This is a genomic window from Mycobacterium sp. (assembly GCF_035640695.1).
Classification (GTDB): Bacteria; Actinomycetota; Actinomycetes; order Mycobacteriales; family Mycobacteriaceae; genus Mycobacterium.
Window position 1 is genome coordinate 25,282 of sequence record NZ_DASQVQ010000085.1, and the last position, 25,323, is coordinate 50,604.

The window sequence follows — 25,323 nt, forward strand, 5'->3', positions numbered from 1 at the left end:
CGCCCCGACACCGAAGTTGGCACTATGACCGCCCGAAAACGCAATTTGCGGCCGGTGCGCGAGGTGACGCCGTCGCTGGAGTGCCGCACCATCCACGGTTATCGCCGCGCGTTCCGCATCGCCGGATCGGGGCCAGCGATCCTGCTGATTCACGGCATCGGCGACAACTCGTCAACGTGGGAGACCGTGCAAACCAAGCTGGCGCAGCGGTTCACCGTGATCGCACCGGATCTGCTGGGACACGGCAAGTCTGACAAACCGCGTGCCGACTACTCGGTGGCGGCGTACGCCAACGGGATGCGCGACCTGCTGGCGGTCCTCGATATCGACCGGGTCACCGTGATCGGCCACTCGCTCGGCGGCGGCGTGGCAATGCAATTCTGTTATCAGTTCCCGCAATTGGTCGATCGACTGGTGTTGGTCGCCACCGGCGGCGTGACCAGGGACGTCCACCCGGCGTTGCGCTTTGCGTCACTGCCGATGGGCACCGAGGCGCTCGCGCTGTTGCGGCTTCCGCTGGCGCTGGCGGCGGTGAAGATCGGGGGCCGGATCGTCGGCACGGCCTTGGGATCGCGCGGCATCGCCAGGGATCTGCCCGACGTGTTGCGCATCATCGCCGAGCTGCCCGAGCCCACGGCGTCGTCGGCGTTCTCCCGCACGCTGCGCGCGGTGGTCGACTGGCGCGGTCAGGTCATCACCATGCTCGACCGATGTTATCTCACCAAATTCGTTCCGGTGCAATTGATTTGGGGAGACAAGGATTTCGTGATTCCGGTCAGCCATGCCAGGATGGCACACGCGGCGATGCCCGGTTCGCGGTTGGAGATCTTCAACCATTCCGGCCACTTTCCGTTCCACGACGATCCCGACCGCTTCGTTGAAGTGGTGGGGCGTTTCATTGATTCCACCGAACCCGCAGAGTACGACCAGGACAGGTTGCGCGAACTGTTGCGCACCGGGATCAACGAAGGCGCGATCACCGGATCGGTCGACACCCGCGTCGCCGTGCTGGACGCGATGGGCGCCGACGAGCGCAGCGCCACCTGACCGGTTCCCTGTCATCGTCGTACAGTCGGGCCATGACTACCGACGTGACGGTGCTGCGGGTTTTCACCGACCACGAGGGGAAATTCGGAAACCCGCTCGGCGTCGTCGAAGCCGGTGCGCTGCCGCCCGGAGATCGGCAGCGCATTGCCACCCAATTGGGTTACAGCGAAACGATTTTTGTCGAGTTACCGGCTGCCGGAACCGCCACTGCGCTCGCGCACATCTTCACGCCCGCGACCGAGCTACCGTTCGCGGGGCACCCCACCGTCGGCGCCGCGTGGTGGCTGCGCGAGCGCGGCACGCCGATCCGCACGCTGCAGGTGCCGGCCGGCATTGTTCAAGTCGGCTACGAGGACGACCTCACCACTGTCAGCGCACGGGCCGCGTGGGCGCCGGAATTCGCGATCCACGATCTCGATTCGCCCGGGGCGGTGTTGGCGGCCGACCCGGCCGATTTCGACGACGATGTCAACCATTACGTGTGGGCCTGGATCGACGAGTCCGCGGGCGAACTACGCGCGCGCATGTTCGCCACCGAATTGGGCGTGCCGGAAGACGAGGCGACCGGCGCCGCCGCGGTGCGGCTCACCGATTACCTCAGCCGTGACCTGACGATCGTCCAGGGCAAGGGATCAATGATCTACACGCACTGGAGTCCCGAAGGATGGGTGCGGGTGTCCGGACGTGTCGTCGACGACGGACGGATTCAGGTCGCCTGACGGCGGTGACTACTTCGAGGCGGCGACGTTGCGATGCGCCCGAAGCGCCTCTATTTCGCGCTCGAAGTCCTCGGCCGATGAAAACGACCGGTAGACCGAGGCGAAGCGCAGATAGGCAACCTCGTCGAGCTCGCGCAGCGGGCCCAGGATCGCCAAGCCCACTTCGTGGCTCGCCACCTCGGGCGACCCCTTGGCCCGCACGGTGTCCTCGACCTGCTGGGCGAGCAGGTTCAGGGCGTCGTCGTCCACTTGCCGGCCCTGACAGGCGCGACGGACGCCCCGGATCACCTTCTCGCGGCTGAACGGCTCGGTGACGCCGCTGCGCTTGACCACCGCCAGCACGGCGGTTTCGACCGTGGTGAACCGGCGCCCGCATTCCGGGCAGGAACGACGCCGTCGGATGGCCTGGCCCTCATCGGTTTCGCGGGAATCGACCACCCGGGAGTCGGGATTGCGGCAGAACGGACAGTGCATCACCGCTCCTTCGCCGCGCCGGCAATCGGGGTCCTCAAACGCCTCCGAGAGTACCTGCGCGCGCCGGTCGTCGGCCAACACGCGACCGGTCGCGGCCCACGTCGTCACCGCCTGGGCCAGTGGTCCTGTCCCCCAGCCGGATTCAGCGCGCACGGTCGGCGCTCGGCGCGACCGGTGCGATCAGCGTCTGGCCGGCGTCCAGCGACGCGGTGTGGAGCTGGTTGAGTTCCCTGATCCGCGACACAACCTGTCCGACCGGCGCATCGGGTGCCACGCGGGCGGCCAGGCCCTGCAGGCTCTCGCCTGCCTGCACCTGTACCACGGCGAGCTGCTCGGGAACCGCGGCCGGCCTGCCGACGACGCCGCCGGAATGTGCGATTGCACCCAGCCACACCGTGATCAGTGCCGCCAGGCCCGCCAGCGCGGCGGTGATGGCCGCACTGACGGGCCGACGGCGATGCGGCGCCCGCGACATCGCCACGCCGGTGCCGCTAAAACGCAACGCACCCACGGCGGGTCGCGGCGGACCCGGGCGGCGGCGCGCGACAGTACGCTGCCGTGCGCGCGCCGCGCCGGTCCGTGCCCGCACGACGTGCCCGAGGACCGGCTGACCGGTATCGATGAGTGTCATGGCTGCCTGCCTTTCTGCGACCGGATCGCTCCTGTGTTCGAATATAGTCGATCATGCGTTCGAGTAGCGAACATTTGATCGATGTGTACCAGATGCCACCGACAAGTCGGGGCGGCGCAGACCTCGGATGCGACACGCCTCGAACAAATGTTTGAGGATGTCGGTCGGGGCGACTACATTCGGCGTCATGAGCGACACCAGCGACACGCCTCGCCCATCAGATGCCGGGTTGACGCAACGTCAACGCACGATTCTGGAAGTGATCCGCGCATCGGTCACCGGCCGCGGATATCCCCCCAGCATCCGCGAGATCGGCGACGCAGTTGGGTTGACATCAACCTCGTCGGTGGCTCACCAACTGCGGGCGCTGGAACGCAAGGGCTACCTGCGCCGCGATCCGAATCGGCCGCGGGCCGTGGACGTCCGCGGAGCCGACGAGTCCGCGGCGCCACCGGTCGCGACCGACGTCGCCGGGTCGGATGCGCTGCCCGAACCGACGTTCGTCCCGGTGCTCGGCCGGATCGCGGCCGGCGGGCCGATACTCGCCGAAGAGGCCGTCGAGGACGTCTTCCCGCTGCCGCGCGAGCTGGTGGGCGAGGGATCGTTGTTTCTGTTGCGGGTGGTCGGGGACTCCATGGTCGACGCCGCGATCTGCGACGGCGACTGGGTCGTGGTGCGGCAACAGAATGTCGCGGACAACGGCGACATCGTCGCGGCGATGATCGACGGCGAAGCGACCGTCAAGTCGTTCAAACGCGCCGGCGGCCAGATCTGGCTGATGCCACACAATCCCGCGTTCGACCCGATTCCGGGCAACGAGGCCGCCGTGCTGGGCAAGGTCGTCACGGTGATCCGCAAGATCTAGGTGCTTACCGGCCCCTGACGAAGCCATTGGCGCGCGCGAACTCTTCGCTCGCAAACCAGATTTCGGCCCGTGCATCGTTGTAGCGAGTGCTATCCGGGGCCCAGTATTGGCCCGACTTCGTGTCGGCCTTGATCGGATAGCCCTCGGGGATCTGCAAGGGGTCGTCGAGTGGCAGATGAATCGCCGGCCGGGCGCTCGCCTGGTCCTCCGCGTCCGGCACCTCATGTCGGCCGCCTTGGGGCTCCGCGTCGGATTCAATACGGTTTGGCGCCGTATCACTGTCGTCGGGTTCGGGCTGAAGCCAGAGGGCCTCATCCTCGCGGGGCGCTTCGCCGACGGGCGCGTCGCCGAACTGCTCTTGCCTGTTGGCGGCTTCGGGGCCAGGCCCCCAGGCCGGGTCGTACCGATTTGCGAACCGACCGTCGCCGTGGTCATCGGTGCCCGCCGCCCCGAATCCGACGGTGGCAGGCATGGCTGCGTCCGGCATCTCCGGTTGAGGCCGGCTGCCCGACCGTCTATTTCGCAGCGCCGCAGCCGCGGCCATCAGGCCTATCAGCAGGAACAGCACTCCGATGATGACGGGCACCCACCACCAGTGCCAGCCAAACAAGTTGTGGCCGCTGGCATTCGACGCCGCCTTGGGTGGCGCCTTGGGCTGTTCGCCGGGCACCTGCAGACCGGCCAACGAGGCCGCGAGGTTCGACGGCTCGGTGCTGAAGGCCTTGGTCGTCCTGTTCCAGGAAATCGCTCCGGTACTGAACTTTTGCGTGATGACGCTGCCGTTTTCGGTTTGGTCCGCCACCGGGGCTCCAAGTGGTCCGGTGGCACCGCCCAGCTTCGTCCATGCGGCATTCATCGCGCCGCGGACGATGACCGCGCCGTAGTCAGGCGTCCAGAAGATGACCGGCTTGTCCGGCGCGTCGAACGTGCTGACCCGGCTTGCCGACGCCAGGCCGCCGTCGGTCTCACTGCTGGCCGGGAAGCCCAGGTCGCCCTGCGGTCCGCCGACCGACTCATACTTCGCGAGGACCTGACCGGTGACGACGTGCGCGCCGGCGGCCGGACTGTAGAAGATCTTGCCGCCGGCGAAGTTCTGGCCGACACCGTCGGGTCCAATCGGGTACTGCGGGCCCTGCTTGGCGCCGAGCGGCCCCATCGCGCCGCCGGCGGCACGTCGCGCCGCGTTTATCGCGGAGGTGGGGTCCTGCGGGACAGCCAGGCCGGCCAGTTGGTCGGCCAGTTCGGGCGGCACTGTCGTGAAGGCCTTCGTCTGCTGGTTCCAGGAGATCTCGCCGCGGGTGAACTTCTGCGTCACGGCGTCGCCGTTGTAGGCCTCGTCTTCGGCAGGAACCCCGAGCGCACCCGCCGACCCGCCAAGCTTGTCCCACGCGGCGTTGATCGCTCCGCGAACCACCCGGGCACCGGTGGCGGGTGTCCAGAAGATCACCGGGTGGTCGCCGGCGCTGAACGTGGTGTTGCGGCTGTCGGGGGCCTTGCCGGCGCCCTCATCAATGGTCGGAAAACCCAGGTCGCTGTCCGCCGGCCCACCCAGCGACTCGTACTTTTCCAGAATCGCGCCCTGCATGATCTTGGCGCCGGTTGCCGGAGTGAAGAAAATCTTGCCCCCGGCGAATTTCTGGCCGAAGCCGTCACCGACGGGGTAGACGTCGCCGTCCTTCGGTCCGAGGGGGCCGTGGTCACCCTTGCTGGCATCCCAGGCCTGATTGATCGCGTCGCTGGCGTCGGACTCGGGGCTCGCCGCCGCCATCGGCGCAGGCACAACCAGGGCCGCCACTGTGAACAGGCCGATCGTCGCGCGCCGAATCGTCTCGGTCAGCCGGGTTCGCGGCCCGGTCATCGCCCCTCCTCGCGGCCCGGCAAGGATCCCCTCGGTATTGCCTCAGTCAACTATGTCAGCAGACGACGATAACGAAGCGGGATTGCCTAGACGAACGGATGCGACCGCTGACGCGGTGCCAGAGGGCCCCGGCTAGACGCCGAGGCTGCGGCCGATGATCTCCTTCATGATTTCGGTCGTGCCGCCATAGATCGTCTGCACCCGCGAATCGAGGAACGCTCGCGCGATGCCGTACTCGCGCATGTAGCCGTAGCCGCCGTGCAGTTGCAGGCACCGGTCGATCAGCCGCACCTGGGCCTCGGTCGAATACCACTTGGCCATCGCGGCCTGCTCGGCGGTGAGCTTCTCGTCGAGGTGCAGCCGGATGAACTCGTCAACCATGATGCGGACCATGGTGGCCTCGGTGGCCAGTTCGGCGAGCACGAACCGGCTGTTTTGAAAACTGCCGATCGGCTTGCCGAACGCCTTGCGCTCCTTGGTGTATTCCAGCGTCGACTCCAGCACCGCCTCCATCGCAGCGGCGGCCATCACCGCGATCGACAGCCGCTCCTGCGGCAAGTTCTGCATCAGGTAGACGAAGCCCTGGCCCTCCTCGCCCAGCATGTTGGCCGCCGGCACCCGCACATCGTTGAACGACAACTCGGCGGTGTCCTGCGCGTCGAGGCCGATCTTGTCCAGCTTGCGTCCGCGCTCGAAACCTTCCATGCCGCGCTCGACGACCAACAAGGAGAAGCCCAGCGCGCCCTTGTCGGCAGAGGTCTGGGCAACCACGATCACGAGATCGGAGTTGATACCGTTGGTAATGAACGTCTTTGCACCGTTGAGCACCCACTCGTCGCCGTCTTTGACGGCTCGGGTCTTGATGCCCTGCAGGTCGCTGCCCGTGCCAGGTTCGGTCATCGCGATCGCGGTGATCAGCTCGCCGGTGCAGAACTTCGGTAGCCAGCGGGCCTTCTGCTCGTCGTTGGCCAGCCGCAGCAGATACGGCGCGACCACATCATTGTGCAGCCCGAAGCCGATGCCGCTGTAGCGCCCGGTCGTGGTCTCCTCGGTGATGATCGCGTTGTACCGGAAGTCGGGATTGCCGCCCCCGCCGTACTCCTCGGGTACCGCCATGCCGAGAAAACCCTGCTTGCCCGCCTCGAGCCAGACGCCGCGGTCGACGATCTTGTCCCTCTCCCACTGCTCGTGGTACGGCGCGACGTGGCGTTCGAGGAACGCCCGGTAGGAGTCGCGGAACAGGTCGTGCTCCGGCTCGAACAGCGTGCGCTGATACATGACGGGACTAGCCATGGATGACCTCCGGAAGGAACGGCGACTCTGCGTCCCCCAACATACCAACCGGATGGTTGGTCGGCCGCCAGCAGTCCCTCTTACAGTCGTGTCATGACCGAGACGATTCGGGTGGCCGAGCGGGGTCGAGTGATCGAGTTCTCGTTCGAGGACATGATGAAATACCACGGCGGCGGCTCGCCCGCCGGGGTCGCCGCCGCATACAAGGTGCTGCAGCGCGCATTCGACGTCGTTTCGCCGGATGAGGCGCCGCAGCGACGGTCGATCGCCGTCCGCACAGCGTTTCGCGGCCCTGGCGCGCGCGACGGGTTCGAGCTCGTGACGCGCGCGGTGACCGACGACCGGTACACGATCGACGTGGCGCTCGCGCGGCCCGACCGCGGCCGACTGCTGCAGAGCTTCGTGTTCGAAGTGCACATCGGCGATAGGTGGGTGACGTTGTTGCTACGCGACGGCTTCGTGACAGAGGAGTTCATCGACCTGGCCGGAAAGGATCAGCGCACCGAGCCAGAGGAATCTCGCCTCGACGAGCTCAAGGCGCAGCTTGCCGAGAAGGTGATGGGGGCAGACGCCGCCGACGTGTACGAACTCGGGGGTTAGCGTCGGGCGTCGAGCGTGAGGTTGGGGCGTCGAGCGTGACGCTGGGGCGTCGAGTGTGAGGCTGGGGCGTCGAGTGTGAGGCTGGGGCGAGAATTCTCGAAAAAACCCGCCGTGGAGTCACGCTGGGCGCCGTGGATTCACGCTGGGCGCCGTGGAGTCACGCTGGGCGCCGTGGAGTCACACTGGGCGCCGTGGATTCACGCTGGGCGCCGTGGGTGACTAGTCGGTGGCGAACTCGCGCAGACTGGCGGCCAACGCCACCGGCACCCTGGCCTTGATCCGGGTGCCCTCGGCGCCGTGCTCGGATTCGTCGACCCGGCCGTCGGAGTGCACCCGGGCCACCAGGTCGCCGCGGTGGTACGGGATTGTCACATCGACGGCGGTGTCGGCCGCCTCGACGAGCTGACCCATCCGGGTGCGCAGCGTATCGATGCCCTCGCCGGTCTGGGCGGACACGAACACCGCGCCGGGTAGCGCGCGGCGCAGCTTCGCCAGCGCCAAATCACTTGCGGAGTCGACCTTGTTGACCACCAACAGCTCCGGGGCCGGGCGGCCGTCGTGCTCGGCGATCACCTCGCCGATCACCTGGCGCACCGCGCTGATCTGGGCGAGCGGATTGGCGTCCGAGCCGTCGACGACGTGCACCAACAGGTCGGCGTCCACGACTTCCTCCAGCGTCGAGCGGAAGGCCTCCACCAACTGCGTCGGCAAATGCCGCACGAAACCGACCGTGTCGGTGAGCACAAACGGTCTGTCGTCGTCGAAACACCCTCGGCGCGTGGTGGGTTCGAGCGTGGCGAACAACGCGTCCTGCACCAGCACGCCGGCGCCGGTCAGCGCGTTCAACAGGCTGGACTTGCCGGCGTTGGTGTAGCCGACGATCGCGATCGACGGTACGTCGCTGCGCAACCGGCGGCCCCGTTGGGTGTCGCGGGCCTGCTTCATGTCCTTGATGTCTCGGCGCAGCCGTGCCATCCGTTCGCGGATGCGGCGCCGGTCGGTTTCGATCTTCGTCTCACCGGGACCGCGCAGGCCCACGCCGCCGGTGCTGCCGCCGGCTCGCCCGCCGGCCTGCCGCGACATCGATTCGCCCCAGCCGCGCAACCTCGGCAGCATGTACTCCATCTGCGCGAGCGTTACCTGCGCCTTGCCCTCGCGGCTCGTGGCGTGCTGGGCGAAAATGTCCAGGATCAGCGCGGTGCGGTCAATCACCTTGACTCTGACCGCCTTTTCCAGCGCGGTCAGCTGCGCCGGGCTCAATTCGCCGTCGCAGATCACGGTGTCGGCGCCGGTGGCCAACACCACCTCACGCAGCTCTTGGGCCTTGCCCGAGCCGATGTAGGTCGAAGGGTCGGGCTTGTCGCGCCGCTGGATCAGCCCCTGCAGCACCACCGAGCCGGCGGTCTTCGCCAATGCCGCCAGCTCGGCCATGCTGGCCTCGGCGTCGGCCGCGCTGCCCTCGGTCCACACGCCGGCCAGGATCACCCGCTCGAGTCGCAGCTGCCGGTATTCGACCTCGGAGATGTCGGCAAGTTCGGTCGACAGACCGGCCACTCGGCGCAGCGCCGAGCGGTCGTCGAGAGCCAGCTCGCCCGTGCTGGGCAAGTCGTCAACAGGAAATTCGGGAAATGTCATAGGCAAGTACAGGTTTGCACGGGAGCAGGGCATCGTGCACCTGAATTAACACTGCTGCGCGCGCCACCATTCCTCGGACAATTCACCGCGCGCGACGAGGATCGACGGGCCCCGCAGATAGCTCGTCGCGTCGGTGACGGTCACGGTCACTTCGCCACCAGGCACGCATACCCGCAGGGTGCCGGTGTCGGCGCCGGTGTACGCCAGCGCCGCCACGGTGGCCGCGACGGTGCCGGTGCCGCAGGAACGGGTTTCCCCGACCCCGCGCTCATGCACCCGCATCGAGACCGACGCGGCTTGCGGCGCGGTGAGCACCTCGACATTGACCCCGTCGGGAAATTGGCCGGCGTCGAACATGACCGGCGCGCCGACGTCGAGATTGGCCAGCGCCTGGGCGGTCAGCCGCGGCTCCACGCAGGCCAGGTGCGGGTTGCCGACGTCGACGGCCAACCCGGCGAATCGGCGCCCGCCCACGACGGCCTGGCCGGGCCCGAGCCGATTGGTCTTGCCCATCTCGACCGTGACGTCGGCGGCGGTGCCGTCGACATGGTGCAGCACCACCGGCCGCGGGCCGGCCAGCGAGCCGACGACGAACTGGTCTCGCGTCTCCAGCCCACTTGCCCGCAAGTAGTGCGCGAACACCCGCGCGCCGTTGCCACACATCTGGGCGATCGAGCCGTCGGCGTTGCGGTAGTCCATGTACCAGTCGGCCGCGGCGACGCCCTCGGGCAACCGATCCAACACACCCGCCGCCACCGCCGCCTCGGCCGTGGTGACCCGCAGCACACCGTCGGCACCCAGGCCACGCCGCCGGTCACACAGCGCGACGACCGCCGACGGCCGCAACGCGAGCCGGGCGTCCAGGTCCGGCAGCAGCACGAAGTCGTTCTGCGTGCCGTGGCCCTTCGCGAAGATCACCTGTTCAGGATACTTCTCGCCATGCCCGTAGCGCGGCGTCCACGGTGTCGTCGGCCGCGCCGTCGAGCCAGCCGATGCGATGGTCACGCCGGAACCAAGCGCGCTGCCGCCGGACATAGCGCCGCGTGCCGAAGTAGGTCTGCTCGCGGGCCGCGCCGATCGCCTGGTCTCCCCCGCCGGCGTCCAGCGCGGCGATCACCTGGGCATACCCCAACGCCCGCGATGCCGTGACGCCGTCCCGCAGCCCGCGACCTAACAGCGCCTTCACCTCGTCAACGAGCCCGTCGGCGAACATGCGCTCGGTGCGTTCGGCCAGCCGGGCGTCGAGAAGCGCCATCTCGGTATCCAATCCGACGATCACGGTGTCCCAGCGCGGCGCGCCGATCGCGGGCGCCGACGCGGCAAACGGCCGTCCGGTCAACTCGACGACCTCCAGCGCCCGCACGATGCGCCTGGCGTCGGTAGGCAGGATGTGTTCGGCGGCCGCAGGGTCGCGCCTGCCCAGCTCGCGGTGCAGATCGGCGACGCCGACGCGGGCCAGCCGCTGCTCCCAGTGGGCTCGCACCGCGGGGTCGGTGGCCGGAAATTCCCACTCGTCGAGCAGCGACTGGACATACATCATCGATCCGCCGACGATGACGGGCACCGCCCCGCGGCCCGCGATCGCCTCGACGTCGGCGGCCGCCGCGCGCTGGTAACCAGCCACCGTCGCGGTCTCGGTGACGTCGAGGACGTCAAGCTGGTGATGCGGTATGCCGCGGCGCTCGTCGAGGCGCAGCTTCGCGGTGCCGATGTCCATCCCGCGGTACAGCTGCATCGCGTCGGCGTTGATGATCTCACCGCCGAGCCGCGCGGCGAGCGCCAACGCCAGCTGCGATTTACCGGTGCCGGTCGGGCCGACGATCGCGATCGGTCGTGTCATTTCCCAGGCCGCTTCGCTCGCCCCGGCTACGGCTGCCAGACGCCGGCCCAATAGCCGACGCCGTAGGGCGCACCGCGGTAGAGCTCCTTGGCCGATCGCGGCGGCGATTCGGCCATCCCGGCCAACACCTGGAAGGCGACCCGGCCGGTGATCGACGCCGGCAGCCGCGTCAGCGCCGCGGCGTCGCAGTCGGCGAGCGCGTCGTCAAGCGCGCGCTGAATGTCGGCGCCGCCAGGGTCATGGCCACCCGGAGCTTTCTCGGTGAGCGTGTTCGCGCCGTCGGCGACGACGAGCACGCCGACCGGGCCGGCGGCCTTGTCGATCTCCACGCGTAACCCGCGGCCGCCCAGCCGCGCCGCCTCGCCGTCGTGGTCGGCCGCGAACACCCGCACCTCGGCCTGCGCGGCGGGCCGCACCCGGGTCCGGACCCAGCCGGTCATCAGCGCGCACAGCGGCATTGCCGCTACGCCGAAGGCCTGGGGGGACAGCCCGACGCGGAGGTCGACGCCGTAGCCGCCGAACGACCCCGCGCCGCAGCGGCCGATCACCGCGTCGGCGGGCCCGACGCCGACGGCGATCCACCGGTCGGGCAGCGCGGCCGCCGCGGCGAACACCGCCCGTCGTAGGTCGGCGATCTCCGATGCCGCGGCGCCAGCCAACTCGGGCACCAGCACGGGCGCCGACGGGATGATCGCAATGGCCGTCAGCACGGCATCAACGCTAACGCGCGGCCGCTCGGCGGGCGCCTCGGCCAAGCGCTTCTCCTCGTTCCGTGACGGGCAACGCGCGGGCGCGCCACACGGCGACCTGTTTCAATAGCGAGGTCGGGACCTTCTCGACGATAGCTATCGGGCGCCGCGTCGCGCGGCAGGTGTGCGGGCAATCCGCGCGGAGGTATGGGACATGTCGGAGAGCGAACACGTCGATGGCGTCGGCGGCACGGCGGAGACGCCGAAACCCGTGCCGCATCCCGGGCCGCCGCGCCCGGTTCCACGCCCGGGCCGGCCCGCCGCTGCTGTCCCGGTGGCGGCGGGCAGCGATCCACATCGGTTCGGCCGCGTGGACCCCGACGGCACCGTGTGGCTCGTGACGTCGTCGGGAGAACGGGTCGTCGGCTCGTGGCAGGCCGGTGATCAAGAGGCGGCGTTCGCCCACTTCGGACGCCGCTTCGAGGATCTCTGTACCGAGGTGGCGTTGCTGGAGCGGCGGCTGGCGTCGGGAACCGGCGACGCCCGCAAGATCAAGTCGACCGCCGCCGCGCTCGCCGACGGGCTGGCCACCGCGGCCGTGCTCGGCGACGTGGACGCGTTGGCGGCCCGGCTGGACGCGTTGCGCGGCCACGCCGACGAGACCGCGCAGGCCGAGAAGGCCCGTCGGGAGGAACACCGGGCCGCTCAGATCGCCCGCAAGGAGGCGTTGGCGGCGGAGGCCGAAGAGCTGGCCGCCAACTCGGTGCAGTGGAAGGCCGCCGGGGACCGGCTGCGCGCCATCCTCGAGGAGTGGCGGACCATCTCCGGCGTCGACCGCAAGACCGACGACGCGCTGTGGAGCCGCTACTCGGCGGCCAGGGAAACTTTCAACCGCAGGCGCGGCTCACATTTCGCGGAGCTGGACCGCGAGCGGGCCGGCGCCAAGCAGGCCAAGGAGCAGTTGTGTGAGCGGGCCGAGGAGTTGGCGGACTCCACCGATTGGGGAGCCACCGGGGCGGCGTTCCGCGAGCTGCTCGGCGAATGGAAGGCGGTGGGCCGCGCGTCCAAGGACGCCGATGACACGCTGTGGCAACGGTTCAAGGCCGCCCAGGACAAGTTCTTCAGCGCCCGCAACGCGGCCAGCGCGGAGCGGGATGCGGAGATGAGAGCCAACGCCGCCGCAAAGGAGGAGCTGCTGGCGCAGGCAGAAAGACTGGACACCGACGACGTCGATGCGGCCAGGGCCGCGCTGCGCACGATCGCCGAGAAGTGGGAAGCGATTGGCAAAGTGCCCCGGGAGCGGACCGCGGAGCTGGAGCGACGGCTGCGCGCGGTCGAAAAGAAGGTGCGGGAAGCGGCGGATTCGGGCTGGGCCGATCCGCAGGCCGCGGCTCGAGCGGAGCAATTCCGCTCTCGCGCAGAGGAATTCGAGCGCCAGGCGCGGAAGGCAGAGGCCAGCGGTCGCACCGCCGACGCCGAGGCGGCACGCGCCAACGCCGAGCAGTGGCGGCAGTGGGCCGAAACCGCGGAGGGCGCGCTCGGCAAGAGGAGCCGTTAGTTCTCGTCGGCGTCGTTGTCGTCGAGGGTGTCGAGGAAGCGCTTCGACTGCCGTTCGGCCGCGGCGCGGCGGCGTTCCTCCTCGGCGGCGAGATGAACCGCGGTGCGCTGCCAGACGACGCGGGCCCAGTGAAAGGTCAACAGAATCACCGTGATCCACGCCAAGATCAGGCCGATGCCGGGCCCGGGATGGCCCGCCGCCGCGGTCTGGCGCGACCACACCGCAAGCATTCCGACGCCGCTGGCCAGCGCCGAGCCAGCCAGCGCGATCCACGCGAGTACCCACCGGCGGGTGAGCAATGCAAGCATCGAGAATCCGACGCTGAACACCAGCAGCAGCCAGGTGAACACGCGCGACGGCAGCGCGACCCCTACCTGCGCGGCGATCGGGTCGAAGACCAACGCGTCCCAGCCCCTGGCACGTCCGGCGTGCGGCAGGGCGAACGAGCCCAGCAGCACGAACACCAGAATCGCGACGACCAAAGCCCTTGCGCCTGGTTCGATTTCACTCGCGACACGGCGCTCGGCGGCATCGATATCGTGCTTGAACGCGTCGAATTCGCCGTTGTTGCCGCTCACTGCGCCGCCCCAACGCGAGGCATCCCCAATCCGACGCCGCGGGGACGGCCACCCGCCTCGTGCGCATCCCCGGCGCGGGTGCGCCGGTGGGTGAGCACACCGCCGTCGGCGATCAGGTGGTGGGGGGCGGCATCGGTGACGATCGTGGTGACGACGTCGCCGGGCCGGATTTCGCCGCCGCCGGGCGCGAAGTGGACCAGCCGCCCATCCCGGGCCCGCCCGCTCATCCGCGCTGTGCGGTCATCCTTGCGGCCCTCCCCGGTGGCCACCAGCAGCTCGACGGTCTTGCCGAGCTGGCCCCGATTCTCCGCCAGCGCAATTTGCTCCTGCACCTCCAGCAGTCGCCGATAACGCTCCTGCACGACATCTTTCGAAACTTGACGGTCGAGCCCGGCCGCCGGCGTGCCGGGCCGCTTCGAGTACTGGAATGTGAATGCGCCGGAGAACCGGGCGCGCCGAACAACATCGAGCGTGGCCTCGAAGTCCTCGTCGGTTTCGCCGGGGAAACCGACGATCAGGTCGGTGGTGATCGCGGCGTGCGGCATCGCGGCGCGGACCCGGTCGAGGATGCCCAGGAACCGTTCCGTTCGGTAGGACCGGCGCATCGCCCGCAGCACCTTGTCGGAGCCGGACTGCAGCGGCATGTGCAGCGCAGGGCATACGTTCGGCGTCTGCGCCATCGCATCGATGACGTCGTCGGTGAATTCGGCCGGGTGCGGCGAGGTGAACCGCACCCGCTCAAGGCCGTCGATGCGGCCGCAGGCACGCAGCAGTTCGGCGAACGCACCGCGGTCGCGCGGCAGCTGCGGGTCGGCGAACGCCACGCCGTAGGCGTTGACGTTCTGGCCCAGCAGCGTCACCTCGAGCACGCCCTGGTCGACCAGCGATTGCACTTCGGCGAGGATGTCGCCGGGTCGGCGGTCGAGCTCCTTGCCGCGCAACGACGGCACAATGCAGAACGTGCACTTGTTGTTACAACCCACTGAGATGGAGACCCATCCGGCATAAGCAGATTCGCGAGCCGCAGGCAGATTGGACGGAAATTCCTGCAACGCTTCCGCGATCTCGATCTGCGCGGTCTTGTTGTGCCGGGCGCGCTCCAGCAGTACCGGAAGCGATCCGATGTTGTGAGTGCCAAAAACGACATCGACCCAGGGCGCCTTACGCAACACGGTGTCACGGTCCTTCTGCGCGAGGCAGCCACCGACGGCGATCTGCATGTCGGGCTCGCTGTGCTTGCGCGGTGCCAGGTGGCTGAGGTTGCCGTAGAGCTTGTTGTCGGCGTTCTCGCGTACGGCGCAGGTGTTGAAGACCACGACGTCGGCGTCGCAGCCGTCGGCAGCCTTGGCGTAGCCGGCGGCTTCGAGCAGCCCGGCCAGCCGCTCGGAGTCGTGGACGTTCATCTGGCAGCCGTAAGTGCGCACCTGGTAGGTGCGCACTTTGGTCTGCGCTGCCGATGAGCGCTCGCGCGAAGAGCTCATCACCGTACCGGTCACGGCCCTATGGTACGGGCCCGCCCGGACCGGAAATCTGCCCGGACGCGGCTCGGCTGGGTAGGGTGCCTGCATGGCTGAGGCGGCGGCAACGGCGGCGCCGGCACCGCCGATGGTCTCCCTACGCGGGGTCGACAAGCATTTCGGCGACCTGCATGTGCTGAAGAACGTCGATCTGGACGTGCAGCGCGGCGAGGTGGTCGTGATTCTGGGGCCGTCCGGTTCGGGCAAGTCGACGCTGTGCCGGACCATCAACCGGCTGGAAACCATCGACGCGGGCACCATTTCCGTCGACGGGGTGCCACTGCCGGCCGAGGGTCGCGAACTGGCGAGGCTGCGCTCGGATGTCGGCATGGTGTTCCAGTCGTTCAACCTGTTCGCGCACAAGACAATCCTGGAGAACGTCACGCTGGCGCCGATCAAGGTGCGCAAGGTGGCGCGGGACCGGGCCCGAGAGGAGGGCCTGACCCTGCTGAACCGGGTCGGCATCGCCGACCAGGCCGACAAGTACCCGGCGCAGTTGTCCGGCGGACAACAGCAGCGCGCCGCGATCGCGCGGTCGCTGGCGATGCATCCGAAGGTGATGCTGTTCGATGAGCCGACCAGCGCGCTGGATCCCGAGATGATCAGCGAGGTGCTCAACGTCATGGTGAACCTCGCCAAAGACGGCATGACCATGTTGGTGGTGACCCACGAAATGGGCTTCGCGCGCAATGCCGCCAACCGAGTGGTGTTCATGTCCGACGGCGCGATCGTGGAGGCGGCCGAGCCGGCCGTTTTCTTCGAATCGCCGCAGTCGGACCGCGCGAAGGATTTTCTTGGCAAGATTCTCAGTCACTAGCCACTTCCAAGGAGACACACAGCATGCGTTCTGAGCTCTCTGGGCTTACCACGCTGTCCAAGCTGCGAATCTGCGTTGCCGTTGCCACGGGCCTGCTCGTCACGCTAATGGTGGCTAGTTGTGGCGGTGGCGGCGGGAACAAGATCACCATTGGGATCAAGTACGACCAGCCGGGCCTGTCCGTGAAGAATCCGGACGGTTCGGTGAGCGGGTTCGACGTCGACGTGGCCTCGTATGTGGCACAACAGCTCGGCCACAAGCCCGAAGACATCGAATGGAAGGAAGCACCGTCGGGACAGCGCGAGACGCTGATCCAAAACGGCCAGGTCGAATACGTCGTTGCGACATACTCGATCACCGACGCCCGCAAGCTGAGGGTCAGCTTCGCGGGACCGTACTTCCAGACCGGTCAAAGCCTGCTGGTACGGGCCAACAACACCGACATCGTGGGCCCCGAATCGCTGCAGAACAACAAGGTACTGTGCTCGGTGTCGGGATCCACGCCGGCGCAACGGATTAAGGACAAGTACCAGAGCGTGCAGCTTCAGCAGTACGACACCTACTCGGCGTGCGTGGAGGCGTTGAAGAACGGCGCGGTCGATGCGGTGACCACCGATGCGGTGATCCTGGCCGGCTACGCCGCCCAGAGCCCGGGGACGATGAAGATCGTCGGCCAGCCGTTCTCCACCGAGCTGTACGGCGTCGGGTTGGCCAAGGACAACGCGCAACTGCGCAGCAAGATCAACGACGCTTTGCAGAAAATGGAAGACAGCGGCGCGTGGAAGGCCGCGTTCGACAAGAACCTCGGTGCGTCGGGCTACCAGCTGCCGGCTCCGCCGAGGATCGATCGCTACTAGTCCGCCTACTCGAGCGTGCAAATCTTCAGCCAGTACCGCGACCAGATCTTCGCCGCGTTCTTTGTCACCATCAAGCTGACCGTCTACTCGGGGCTCGGCGCGTTGGTCCTGGGCACTGCGCTGGCGGTGATGCGGCTGTCGCCGGTACCGGTGTTGCGGTTCGTCGGCGCGGGCTACGTAAACGTGGTGCGCAACACGCCGCTCACGCTGATCCTGCTGTTCTGTTCGTTCGGGCTGGCGCAGACGCTGGGCATCAGGCTGGTCGATCCGCGTTCGCCGACATCGATCGCGGACAGCAATTTTCGCCTGGCGGTGTTGGGTTTGGGTGTCTACACCGCGGCGTTCGTGTGCGAGTCGGTACGCGCCGGCGTCAACACCGTGCCGCTCGGCCAGGCCGAGGCCGCCCGCTCGCTCGGCCTGACGTTCGGGCAGAATGTACGGATCATCTTGCTGCCGCAGGCGTTTCGCTCGGTGATCGCGCCGCTGGGATCGGTGTTGATTGCGCTGACCAAGAACACCACGATCGCGTCGGCCATCGGGGTCGCCGAGGCGGCGCTGCTGATGAAGGAGATGATCGAGACCACCGCGGCGCTGCTGGCGGTGGGCACGATCTTCGCCGTCGGGTTCGTGGTCCTGACCCTGCCACTGGGATTGCTGTTCACCTATCTGGGCCGACGGCTGGCGGTAGCGCGGTGATGCGCGGCCGCGCGACGAGCGGACAACCATGAGTTCGTCGACCGTGCTGTACGACGCGCCGGGGCCGCGGGCAGTGGTGCGCAACCGGGTGATCACCGCGGTGACCGTGCTGGCGGCTGCCGGCGTCGTGGTGTTCGCGCTCGTCAAGCTCGACGAGAAGAACCAGCTGACCGCCGCCAAGTGGCAGCCGTTCACCACGGCGAACCTGTGGCGGACCTACATCCTGCCGGGCGTCCAGGGCACGTTGACCGCCGCGGCGCTGTCGATCGCGCTGGCGCTCGCGCTGGGTGTTGTGCTGGGCGTGGGCCGAATGTCGGTGCAGGCGCCGATCCGTTGGGTGTCCGGTGTGGTCGTGGAGTTCTTCCGGGCCGTGCCGGTGCTGATCATGATGATCTTCGCGTATTTCCTGTACGCGCAATACAACGTGTTCCCGTCGAAGCAGTTGGCGTTGGCCGGGGTCGTCACGGGGCTGACGTTATACAACGCGGCGGTCATCGCCGAGATCGTGCGCGCCGGCGTGAATGCGTTGCCGCGCGGGCAATCCGAGGCCGCGGCGGCGCTCGGTTTGCGGCCGGGGCAGGTGATGCGGCTGATTCTGCTGCCGCAGGGGATCACCGTGATGCTGCCCGCACTGGTGTCGCAGCTGGTGGTCGTGCTGAAGGACACCGCGATCGGCTACCAGATCACGTTCGTCGAAATGGTTCGCCAGGGCACGGTGGTGGGATCGCGGTACGGCAACTACGTGCCCGCGCTCATCGTGATCGCGGTGCTGATGATCACGGTCAACATGACGCTTTCGGCGCTGGCCATCCGGCTGGAAGCCCGGTTGCGCCGGCGCAGTCGCACCGCCGCGGCACCCGCCGCGGCGAGGGCCACTCAGGTGGAAGTGCCCGGCGCGTAACCTGGAGCGATGGTGCAAAGGCCCTGCCGATTCGTGTAGGAGCGCTGATGTCGACGAGCACACAGAGAGCGCCCGGCAGATTTGTGCACCCCGCGATCTTCTATCGCTCCCCGCAGGAGTATCTGAATGCCCTGGTGCCGTTCATCGTCGACGCCGTGGACAGCGGGTATCCGGCTCTCGTTGCGGTGCCCGAGAGCAATCTGGCGCTGCTGGGCGGTGCGCTGGGCGACACTGCCAACGACGTGATGATGCTCGACATGACCCGTGCCGGGCGCAACCCCGGCCGCATCCTCGGCGGTGTGTTGAGTGCCTTCGCCGACGAGCACCGCGACCGGCCCGTGCGCATGATCGGTGAACCGATCTGGGTGGGCCGCACGGCCGCCGAATACCCGGCCTGTGTTCAGCATGAGGCCCTGATCAACTTCGGCTTCGGTAAGCACTCGCCGTTCAGTGGTCGAGACGTGACGATGCTGTGCGCCTACGACGCGTCCAGTCTCGAGGCGCGGGTGCTGAGCGACGCCCGCATAACGCATCCGGTGGTCTGGGAGGACGGCTCATCGCAGAGCCTCAGCCCCGACTACGCGCCGGAGGAGGTGCTGGCCCGCTACAACGAGCCGCTGACGAACAACCCGGCGGCCGCCGCGTACGCGGTCCAAGAGTTGACCGATCTGCGCCGCGCGCGCACGTTCGTCGCCCGGTACGGGCAGTTGTTCGGCCTGTCCCCGGACCGAATCGTGGACCTGAAGGTGATCGCCACCGAATTGGCCACCAACAGCCTGCAACACACCGACAACGGATGCCGGCTGGCGCTCTGGCACCACGACGGGCACGTCGTATGCGAGGCCCGTGACACCGGGCACCTCGACGATCCTCTCGCCGGGCGCCGGCCGCCTTCTTCTGCCACCAGCGGCGGGCGCGGGCTCTTCGTCATCAACGCATTGGCCGACCTCGTTCGCATCCACACCCACTCCGACGGCACCACGATTCAGGCCTATCTGCGCCGGGACTAAGTGCGGCGGCGTTCCAGTTCGAGTCCCATCTCGGTGCTGACCACATCGAAGGCCATTGCCTGGTGGTATCCGCGCCGCGCCAGCATCGCGACGAGCCGACGGGCCACCTTCATCTGATCGCCGTCGAGATTCTCCCGGCGGAGCCTGGCCCGCACCAGATCCACCGCCCGGTCGCGCTCGTCGGCGGCGTCGATACCGTCGAGCGCCGCGCTGATCACGTCACCGTCGAGGCCCTTGGTGCGAAGCTCGGCGGCCAACGCCCGCTTGCCTTTCCCGGCGCTGATCCGCCGCGACCGCACCCAGTGCTCGGCGAAGTCGGCGTCGTTGATCAGGCCGACTTCGGCGAGGCGGTCGAGCACCCTGGTGCTGACGTCGCCGGGATAGCCTCGCTTGGCCAGCTGCCCGGCTAACTCCGCCCGAGTCCGGGCCCGCGCGGTGAGCAGACGCAGGCATAACGCCCGCGCCTGCTCCTCGCGGGCCGGCGTCCCGTCAGAAGTCGACTGGGGCCGGCAAGACTTCGTCATCGGTCACCACGGCACCAATGCCGAGCTTCTCTTTGATCTTCTTCTCGATCTCGTTGGCCACGTCGATGTTTTCCACCAGGAAGCCGCGGGCGTTCTCCTTGCCCTGCCCCAGCTGCTCACCCTCGTAGGTGAACCACGAGCCGGACTTGCGGATGAAGCCCTGCTCGACACCCATGTCGATCAGCGAACCCTCCTTGCTGATGCCCTTGCCGTAGAGGATGTCGAACTCGGCCTGCTTGAACGGCGGTGACACCTTGTTCTTGACGACCTTGACCCGGGTGCGGTTGCCCACTGCGTCGGTGCCGTCCTTGAGGGTTTCAATTCTCCTGACGTCCAAGCGAATTGAGGCGTAGAACTTCAACGCCTTTCCGCCGGTAGTCGTTTCAGGACTGTTGTGCACCATCACGCCGTCGGCGAAGTAGTTGTGCGAACCCTCGACCTCGATGTCGAAGCGACTCATTGTCGGGTAGTCCGTTTTCGACTCGATCTCGGTGACGCGTGCCGGCATCAGTTGCATCGTCGGCTCGACATACTGCGGTTCTACGTTGAACTGGCCGCGGAAGCGGGGTAGCAACTTGTCCGCCATCGACGGATGCACATACGGCGCGATCAGCTCCTGGAACTTCGCCGTGGCTTCAGCGGAGAAGACCAGTACGGCCTTGGCGGGAGAACCCGCTTGGCGCAAGCGCACATCCAGGCCATGGGTGTCGCGCAGGTAATCACGAAGCCGCACCCGTGATCCCTCACTCATCGCCTCCACGCAGATCTGGATGCGGCCGCTGTCGCCAGCGGTGCCCTGCAGGCCCTTGGAGCCCAGGCCGAACGAGCCGTCGTCCATGTACCAGATGGCCAACGCCAGCGGGGTGAGCGCCTTGAGGTACTCCTCGGAAATGAATGTCTTCCCGTCGCCCAGGTACACCGCGCTCATAAGCTCGTGAAGTTCGGAGAGCGGAGTGAAGTCGGCGAACACCGCACCCTTGCCATTGCCGGTGCGGCGGTGGGGGATGTTCTCCAGCAGAGAGACTTTCCAGTCGAGATACTCCGACTGCTCCGCCCCGCGTCCCATACGAAGCCGGGCGCTTTCGGAATCTTGCCGAACGGGGCGAGATAGGCGCCCATCGCCCATCAACGCGCCCAGCACGAGTTCCCACTGTTGATCACCGAGCAAGCTCGGTTGCGCCAACATCACGCGGTCGCCGACTCTGATGTCCTCGGCTTCACACCAGCCGCCCGGAGTCCGGATGAGATGGTTACGCGTCATTGCCAAGCTGGCGTGGCCTCCGGCTCTATCGACCTTGAAGTGCAGGAACTCTTCGGTCTTGCCGTTGTTGAACCAATTGGTCACCTTCCGCGGCACGATCTGCCCCGACTCGATGTCGTAGGACAAGACCTCGACGTCCATCTTCTGGGTGACGATCTTGCCGAGCTGTTCGGTTGACCCGTCGGCGAGAGTGACTTCGGTGTACCAGGACCCACACCCGAACATCACACCGATCTTCTCGCGCAGCTGATTGATGAAGATCGCCGTGGTGCCCGAGTTGCTCAGCGCGCCAGTCATTTTCCGCAGCGCCTGACTCATCAAGCGAGCCTGCAGACCAACGTGGCTGTCGCCCATCTCGCCCTCGATCTCCGCACGCGGCACCAGCGCGGCCACCGAGTCGATGACCAGGATGTCCAGCGCGCCGGACCGGATCAGCATGTCGGCGATCTCCAGCGCCTGCTCGCCGGTGTCGGGCTGAGACACCAGCAGCGAGTCGGTGTCGACGCCGAGCTTCTTGGCGTAATCAGGATCGAGCGCATGCTCGGCGTCGATGAACGCCGCGATGCCGCCGGCGACCTGCGCGTTGGCCACCGCGTGCAGCGCGACCGTGGTCTTACCCGACGATTCCGGGCCGTAGATCTCGACGATCCGGCCTTTGGGCAGCCCGCCGATGCCCAGCGCAACGTCCAGGGCGATCGAGCCGGTTGGAATCACCGAGATCGGCTGGCGCACCTCGTCGCCGAGCCGCATCACCGAGCCTTTTCCGTGGTTCTTCTCAATCTGTGCGATGGCCAGCTCGAGGGCCTTATCGCGGTCAGGGGCCTGCGGCATGGGTGGTCTCCGTTCGTTGTGGTGTTCGGTTGGCCGTGACGCTAGAGGCAGGCACCGACAAGTGGACTGACCTGCATCGCAGAGTTTCGAACCCACACCACCTTAGACGAACACGTGTTCGACTCAAGCTGACACGCCGTGACCGGCTACCCTTTCGGCTCCGGTGCCGGCGACTGCGACGTGTGTGATTGGGCGCTCATCGACGGCGCCGGTGCGGCGGACGACGACGGCTGCGGCGCGGGCGTATGGGAGGGCGGCGGCTTGGTACTCGTCGGCTGCGTCGACGGTGATGGCTGCGTCGACGGCGATGGCTGCGGCGACGGCGATGGCTGTGTCGACGGCGATGGCTGTGTCGACGTCGATGGCTGTGTCGACGTCGGCGCTGGCTCGGTGGCGGGCGCCGGTGGCGGCGCCGCCGGAGCCGGGCCGATCGCCGGCGGCGGGCCAATCTCTGGCGGCGGGCCGATCGGTGCCGGGGCCGGCACAACGGCGGGTGCCGGCGCATTCGGCGGCGGCAACATCGCACGGTCGTGTGTCACCAACGCCGGCGGTGCGATGACGTCTGGCGACCCCTGAGCCTGCTGCTGCGGCTGGCCGGCATCCGCTGCGGCGGGCGGGCCGGCGGCCTTGGTGACCGGAGCCGTGCTGACGGGACCACTGGCCGGGCCAGACATCGAGGCGCTGTCGTTGCGATGAGCGATCGCCACGCCGGCGGCCGTGAGGCCGATCGTGACGATCCAGGCCGCCGCCACCGCCACCGGGCGGGAATACCAGGGCTGTGGTGGTTTCGGGCTCTCCGGCGGCTCGGGCTCCGGCACGAAGTCAAGTCGCGGACGTGCGCTGCTCAATCTCGCCGGCGCGCCGGCTGGATCGGTGTAGGGCACGAGTTCGGGCCCGCCGTGGTCCTCCGACCAGGCCAATGCCCGCAAGGTGCCGGTCTGATCCGATGCGGGGTCCGGCCGGAACGAAGCCAGCGCCGTCGCGGTCTCGTCGACCGGCCCGCGAGCCGCGCGCAGTGCCGCGCCGACGGCAACGGTCAGTTCCGGGCGTGGCGTGGTGATCACCGGGACCCGGAAATGCTCGGACAGTGTCGTGGTGATCAACGGAATGTTCGCGCCGCCCCCCACCGAGGCGACGGCCACCAAATCGGCCGGATAAATGCCACTGCGCTGCAACGTGTCTCGAAGCACCGCGATGAATCCATCGAGCGGTCGGCGGATCTGGTCGTCGAGTTCATCGCGGGTCAGACGAATGTCGCTCCGCAACCCCGGCAGGTCCGCGACGAGAGTCGTCGCCGTGGCTACCGACAGCCGCTCCTTGGCCGCCCGGCAGAGCGCGCGCAGGCGATTCAGCGACCCGAGCGCCGACGTGCCGGCGACGTCAACCGGGTCGGCGCCGGACAGGTCGGCGATCACGTGCTTCAACAGCGCCTGGTCGATCAGGTCGCCGGAGAAGTCGAGGTGACGCACCGTCGGCCCGATCGGCTGGTACCCCTCGGCCGCGTCGAGGAGCGTGATGCTCGTCCCGGTGCCGCCGAAGTCGCACAGCGCGATCAGCCCACGCGTCGGCACACCAGGGCTGTCCTGCAGCGCGGTCAGTGCGGCCGCCGCATCGCGGATCAACGACGGCGGTCTCCCGCCGCGCGACCATTCCGGCAGTGCCGTCAATGCCCGGCGGAGCGCTTCGACGGCGTGCGGAGGCCAATGCGCGGGATACGTCACGGTCGCGCCCTCGGGCGGCGGCCGGCCGTGCGTGACGGCATACAGCATGGCGCGCAACGCCTCGGCGACCAGCACGTCGCCGTGACCGATAGAACCGTCCGCGGCGACGATGCCGACGGGATCGCCCACCCGGTCCACGAAGTCGGTGAAGATCACGCCGGGCTCGTTCAGATTCGGATTATCCGACGGCACACCGACCTCCGCGGGCCGGTGGGAGTACATCGTCAGCACCGACCGCCGGGTCACGGCGGCACGCCGCAACACCAGCGCGGTCATGTTGGTCGCACCAACCGACAACCCAACAGCGTCTGTCATCTCACCTGAATCCCACGCACCGGCTTGTATTTGTCCGATATTTGTCCGACCTGCCGCTATTGCTATCGGCGCGGACACGCCGGCCATTACTCCTGGGAAGTCCCTGCGGCCAGGCTGTGGCAGGGTAGCCATGTTCTCATTGGGTATCCGGCGACTGTCCGCGCAACGGCGAGGAGACTCCAATGGCGCATCACCTTGTGGTGCTCCTGGCGCTGTTCGCTGCTGCGTGTTCGGCGCTCGGAATCGTGATTCGCCAACGCGCGACCATGGAAGTCCCGGACGAACTGGGCGTCTCCCCGACCATGCTGACCACCCTGCTGCACAACCGATTGTGGTGGGCAGGCACGGCGGCCGCGGTGGGTGGCTATGTGTTTCAGGCGCTCGCGCTGGCCAAGGGGTCGTTGCTGGTGGTGCAGCCGCTGCTGGTTTCCTCGCTGCTGTTCGCGTTGCCGCTGAGCGCCCGGTTCGCCCACCAACACGTCACCCGCGCCGAGTGGGCTTGGGCGACGCTGCTGACGGCCGGCTTGGCGCTCTTCGTCGTGATCGCCAAGACCAGTCCAACGCAATATCAGCCACCGCTGGTCAGCTGGATTCTCGTCGCGGCGGTGATTGCGCCGGTGGTGATCGTCGGAGTGGCGGCCGCGGCCCGAAGCACGGGCCGACGACGCGCCGTTCTGCTCGCGTTCGCGGTGGGCGTGCTGTTCGGCGTGGTCGCGGTGCTGACGAAAGTATCGATGGAACTGCTCAACGAACACGGCCTAGCGGCGATGGCGGCCGCACCGGCGCCGTATCTCGTTGTTGTGCTCGCGATTGTCGCAACTCTGCTGCAGCAGTCCGCTTTTCACGCAGGTGCGCTGCAGATGTCGGTACCGGCGATGCTGGTGATCGAGCCGATCGTCGCGGTGCTGCTCGGCATCGTCGTGCTCGGCGAGAACCTCGCCCTGAGCGGCGTTGCCATAGCGTTGCTTCCCGTCGCGGTTGCCGCGATGGCGGCGGCCACGATCGCACTCGGCCGCGACGAGGGTGCATACGAGGACAAACTCGAGGCCGCCGTCTCGGCGCACTGAGCGCGCGCCTCCGGCATCG

24 protein-coding genes are annotated in these 25,323 nt (G+C 67.8%); 11 read left to right on the forward strand and 13 right to left on the reverse strand.

The annotated features are described in order from the left end of the window. The first annotated feature begins 24 nt into the window (after positions 1-24). Both VE759_RS10400 and VE759_RS10405 read left to right on the forward strand, forming a co-directional pair. Positions 25-1,047 carry an alpha/beta hydrolase gene (locus VE759_RS10400; protein WP_324931349.1) on the forward strand — a complete coding sequence of 341 codons (1,023 nt, stop codon included), beginning with the start codon at positions 25-27 and terminating at the stop codon, positions 1,045-1,047. A gap of 32 nt (positions 1,048-1,079) precedes the next feature. After that, positions 1,080-1,766 carry a PhzF family phenazine biosynthesis protein gene (locus VE759_RS10405; RefSeq protein ID WP_324931353.1) on the forward strand — a complete coding sequence of 229 codons (687 nt, stop codon included), beginning with the start codon at positions 1,080-1,082 and terminating at the stop codon, positions 1,764-1,766. A 9-nt stretch (positions 1,767-1,775) separates the two neighbouring features. Here the strand turns inward: VE759_RS10405 and nrdR are convergent, their stop codons facing one another. After that, positions 1,776-2,240, reverse strand: coding sequence for a transcriptional regulator NrdR (gene nrdR / locus VE759_RS10410; RefSeq protein ID WP_324931529.1), 465 nt, complete (start codon positions 2,238-2,240; stop codon positions 1,776-1,778). 142 nt (positions 2,241-2,382) lie between these two features. Continuing rightward, positions 2,383-2,871, reverse strand: coding sequence for a LysM peptidoglycan-binding domain-containing protein (locus tag VE759_RS10415; RefSeq protein ID WP_324931356.1), 489 nt, complete (start codon positions 2,869-2,871; stop codon positions 2,383-2,385). Between the two features lie 187 nt (positions 2,872-3,058). On the opposite strand from VE759_RS10415, the gene lexA reads away from it, so the two are divergent. Beyond that, positions 3,059-3,736, forward strand: coding sequence for a transcriptional repressor LexA (gene lexA, locus VE759_RS10420; RefSeq protein ID WP_324931359.1), 678 nt, complete (start codon positions 3,059-3,061; stop codon positions 3,734-3,736). Positions 3,737-3,740: 4 nt separating this feature from the next. On the opposite strand, the gene VE759_RS10425 is transcribed toward lexA, so the two are convergent. Together VE759_RS10425 and VE759_RS10430 are read right to left on the reverse strand one after the other, a co-directional pair. Beyond that, positions 3,741-5,594 carry a hypothetical protein gene (locus tag VE759_RS10425; protein WP_324931362.1) on the reverse strand — a complete coding sequence of 618 codons (1,854 nt, stop codon included), beginning with the start codon at positions 5,592-5,594 and terminating at the stop codon, positions 3,741-3,743. 132 nt (positions 5,595-5,726) lie between these two features. Next, complete coding sequence (locus VE759_RS10430) at positions 5,727-6,887, reverse strand: acyl-CoA dehydrogenase family protein (protein ID WP_324931365.1); 1,161 nt, start codon at positions 6,885-6,887, stop codon at positions 5,727-5,729. A gap of 93 nt (positions 6,888-6,980) precedes the next feature. On the opposite strand from VE759_RS10430, the gene VE759_RS10435 reads away from it, so the two are divergent. Next, a complete protein-coding gene (locus tag VE759_RS10435) occupies positions 6,981-7,487 on the forward strand; it encodes a hypothetical protein (protein WP_324931368.1) in 507 nt (168 codons plus the stop codon). 219 nt (positions 7,488-7,706) lie between these two features. Here the strand turns inward: VE759_RS10435 and hflX are convergent, their stop codons facing one another. The 4 genes from hflX to VE759_RS10455 are packed head-to-tail and all read right to left on the reverse strand — an operon-like array spanning position 7,707 to position 11,672. Continuing rightward, the gene (gene hflX, locus VE759_RS10440; RefSeq protein WP_324931371.1) at positions 7,707-9,122 is read right to left on the reverse strand and encodes a GTPase HflX; all 1,416 of its coding nucleotides are present in this window, start codon (positions 9,120-9,122) and stop codon (positions 7,707-7,709) included. Between the two features lie 45 nt (positions 9,123-9,167). After that, positions 9,168-10,040: a diaminopimelate epimerase gene (dapF, locus tag VE759_RS10445; RefSeq protein ID WP_324931533.1), complete on the reverse strand. Its 873-nt coding sequence runs from the start codon at positions 10,038-10,040 to the stop codon at positions 9,168-9,170. Between the two features lie 4 nt (positions 10,041-10,044). After that, a complete protein-coding gene (miaA, locus tag VE759_RS10450) occupies positions 10,045-10,962 on the reverse strand; it encodes a tRNA (adenosine(37)-N6)-dimethylallyltransferase MiaA (RefSeq protein WP_324931373.1) in 918 nt (305 codons plus the stop codon). Between the two features lie 26 nt (positions 10,963-10,988). After that, positions 10,989-11,672, reverse strand: a complete 684-nt coding sequence (locus tag VE759_RS10455) for a hypothetical protein (RefSeq protein ID WP_324931536.1) — start codon at positions 11,670-11,672, stop codon at positions 10,989-10,991. A gap of 193 nt (positions 11,673-11,865) precedes the next feature. On the opposite strand from VE759_RS10455, the gene VE759_RS10460 reads away from it, so the two are divergent. Next, on the forward strand, positions 11,866-13,209 hold the full coding sequence (locus tag VE759_RS10460; RefSeq protein WP_324931376.1) for a DUF349 domain-containing protein: 1,344 nt from the start codon (positions 11,866-11,868) through the stop codon (positions 13,207-13,209). Here the strand turns inward: VE759_RS10460 and VE759_RS10465 are convergent. Both VE759_RS10465 and miaB read right to left on the reverse strand, forming a co-directional pair. Continuing rightward, positions 13,206-13,787 carry a hypothetical protein gene (locus tag VE759_RS10465; RefSeq protein ID WP_324931379.1) on the reverse strand — a complete coding sequence of 194 codons (582 nt, stop codon included), beginning with the start codon at positions 13,785-13,787 and terminating at the stop codon, positions 13,206-13,208. The two genes, VE759_RS10460 and VE759_RS10465, sit on opposite strands and share 4 nt — an antisense overlap. After that, the gene (gene miaB / locus VE759_RS10470; protein WP_324931543.1) at positions 13,784-15,268 is read right to left on the reverse strand and encodes a tRNA (N6-isopentenyl adenosine(37)-C2)-methylthiotransferase MiaB; all 1,485 of its coding nucleotides are present in this window, start codon (positions 15,266-15,268) and stop codon (positions 13,784-13,786) included. Before miaB ends, VE759_RS10465 begins: the two co-directional genes overlap by 4 nt. Positions 15,269-15,353: 85 nt before the next feature. Between miaB and VE759_RS10475 the strand changes: the two genes are divergently transcribed. The 5 genes from VE759_RS10475 to VE759_RS10495 are packed head-to-tail and all read left to right on the forward strand — an operon-like array spanning position 15,354 to position 19,585. Next, the gene (locus VE759_RS10475) at positions 15,354-16,121 is read left to right on the forward strand and encodes an amino acid ABC transporter ATP-binding protein (RefSeq protein ID WP_324931382.1); all 768 of its coding nucleotides are present in this window, start codon (positions 15,354-15,356) and stop codon (positions 16,119-16,121) included. A 23-nt stretch (positions 16,122-16,144) separates the two neighbouring features. Beyond that, positions 16,145-16,978, forward strand: a complete 834-nt coding sequence (locus VE759_RS10480) for a glutamate ABC transporter substrate-binding protein (RefSeq protein WP_414687880.1) — start codon at positions 16,145-16,147, stop codon at positions 16,976-16,978. A 15-nt stretch (positions 16,979-16,993) separates the two neighbouring features. Continuing rightward, positions 16,994-17,674, forward strand: coding sequence for an amino acid ABC transporter permease (locus tag VE759_RS10485; RefSeq protein WP_324931385.1), 681 nt, complete (start codon positions 16,994-16,996; stop codon positions 17,672-17,674). Between the two features lie 28 nt (positions 17,675-17,702). Then, positions 17,703-18,575 carry an amino acid ABC transporter permease gene (locus tag VE759_RS10490; protein WP_324931388.1) on the forward strand — a complete coding sequence of 291 codons (873 nt, stop codon included), beginning with the start codon at positions 17,703-17,705 and terminating at the stop codon, positions 18,573-18,575. Positions 18,576-18,622: 47 nt separating this feature from the next. Beyond that, the gene (locus VE759_RS10495) at positions 18,623-19,585 is read left to right on the forward strand and encodes a sensor histidine kinase (protein ID WP_324931392.1); all 963 of its coding nucleotides are present in this window, start codon (positions 18,623-18,625) and stop codon (positions 19,583-19,585) included. Here the strand turns inward: VE759_RS10495 and recX are convergent. The 3 genes from recX to VE759_RS10510 form a co-directional block, all read right to left on the reverse strand. Beyond that, complete coding sequence (gene recX, locus VE759_RS10500) at positions 19,582-20,109, reverse strand: recombination regulator RecX (protein ID WP_324931394.1); 528 nt, start codon at positions 20,107-20,109, stop codon at positions 19,582-19,584. The genes VE759_RS10495 and recX overlap by 4 nt on opposite strands. Further along, positions 20,075-22,201: an intein-containing recombinase RecA gene (gene recA, locus VE759_RS10505; protein ID WP_324931397.1), complete on the reverse strand. Its 2,127-nt coding sequence runs from the start codon at positions 22,199-22,201 to the stop codon at positions 20,075-20,077. Before recA ends, recX begins: the two co-directional genes overlap by 35 nt. Before the next feature lie 146 nt (positions 22,202-22,347). After that, the gene (locus VE759_RS10510; protein WP_324931400.1) at positions 22,348-24,237 is read right to left on the reverse strand and encodes an Hsp70 family protein; all 1,890 of its coding nucleotides are present in this window, start codon (positions 24,235-24,237) and stop codon (positions 22,348-22,350) included. A gap of 182 nt (positions 24,238-24,419) precedes the next feature. On the opposite strand from VE759_RS10510, the gene VE759_RS10515 reads away from it, so the two are divergent. After that, the gene (locus VE759_RS10515; RefSeq protein WP_324931403.1) at positions 24,420-25,304 is read left to right on the forward strand and encodes a DMT family transporter; all 885 of its coding nucleotides are present in this window, start codon (positions 24,420-24,422) and stop codon (positions 25,302-25,304) included. Positions 25,305-25,323 lie beyond the last annotated feature (19 nt).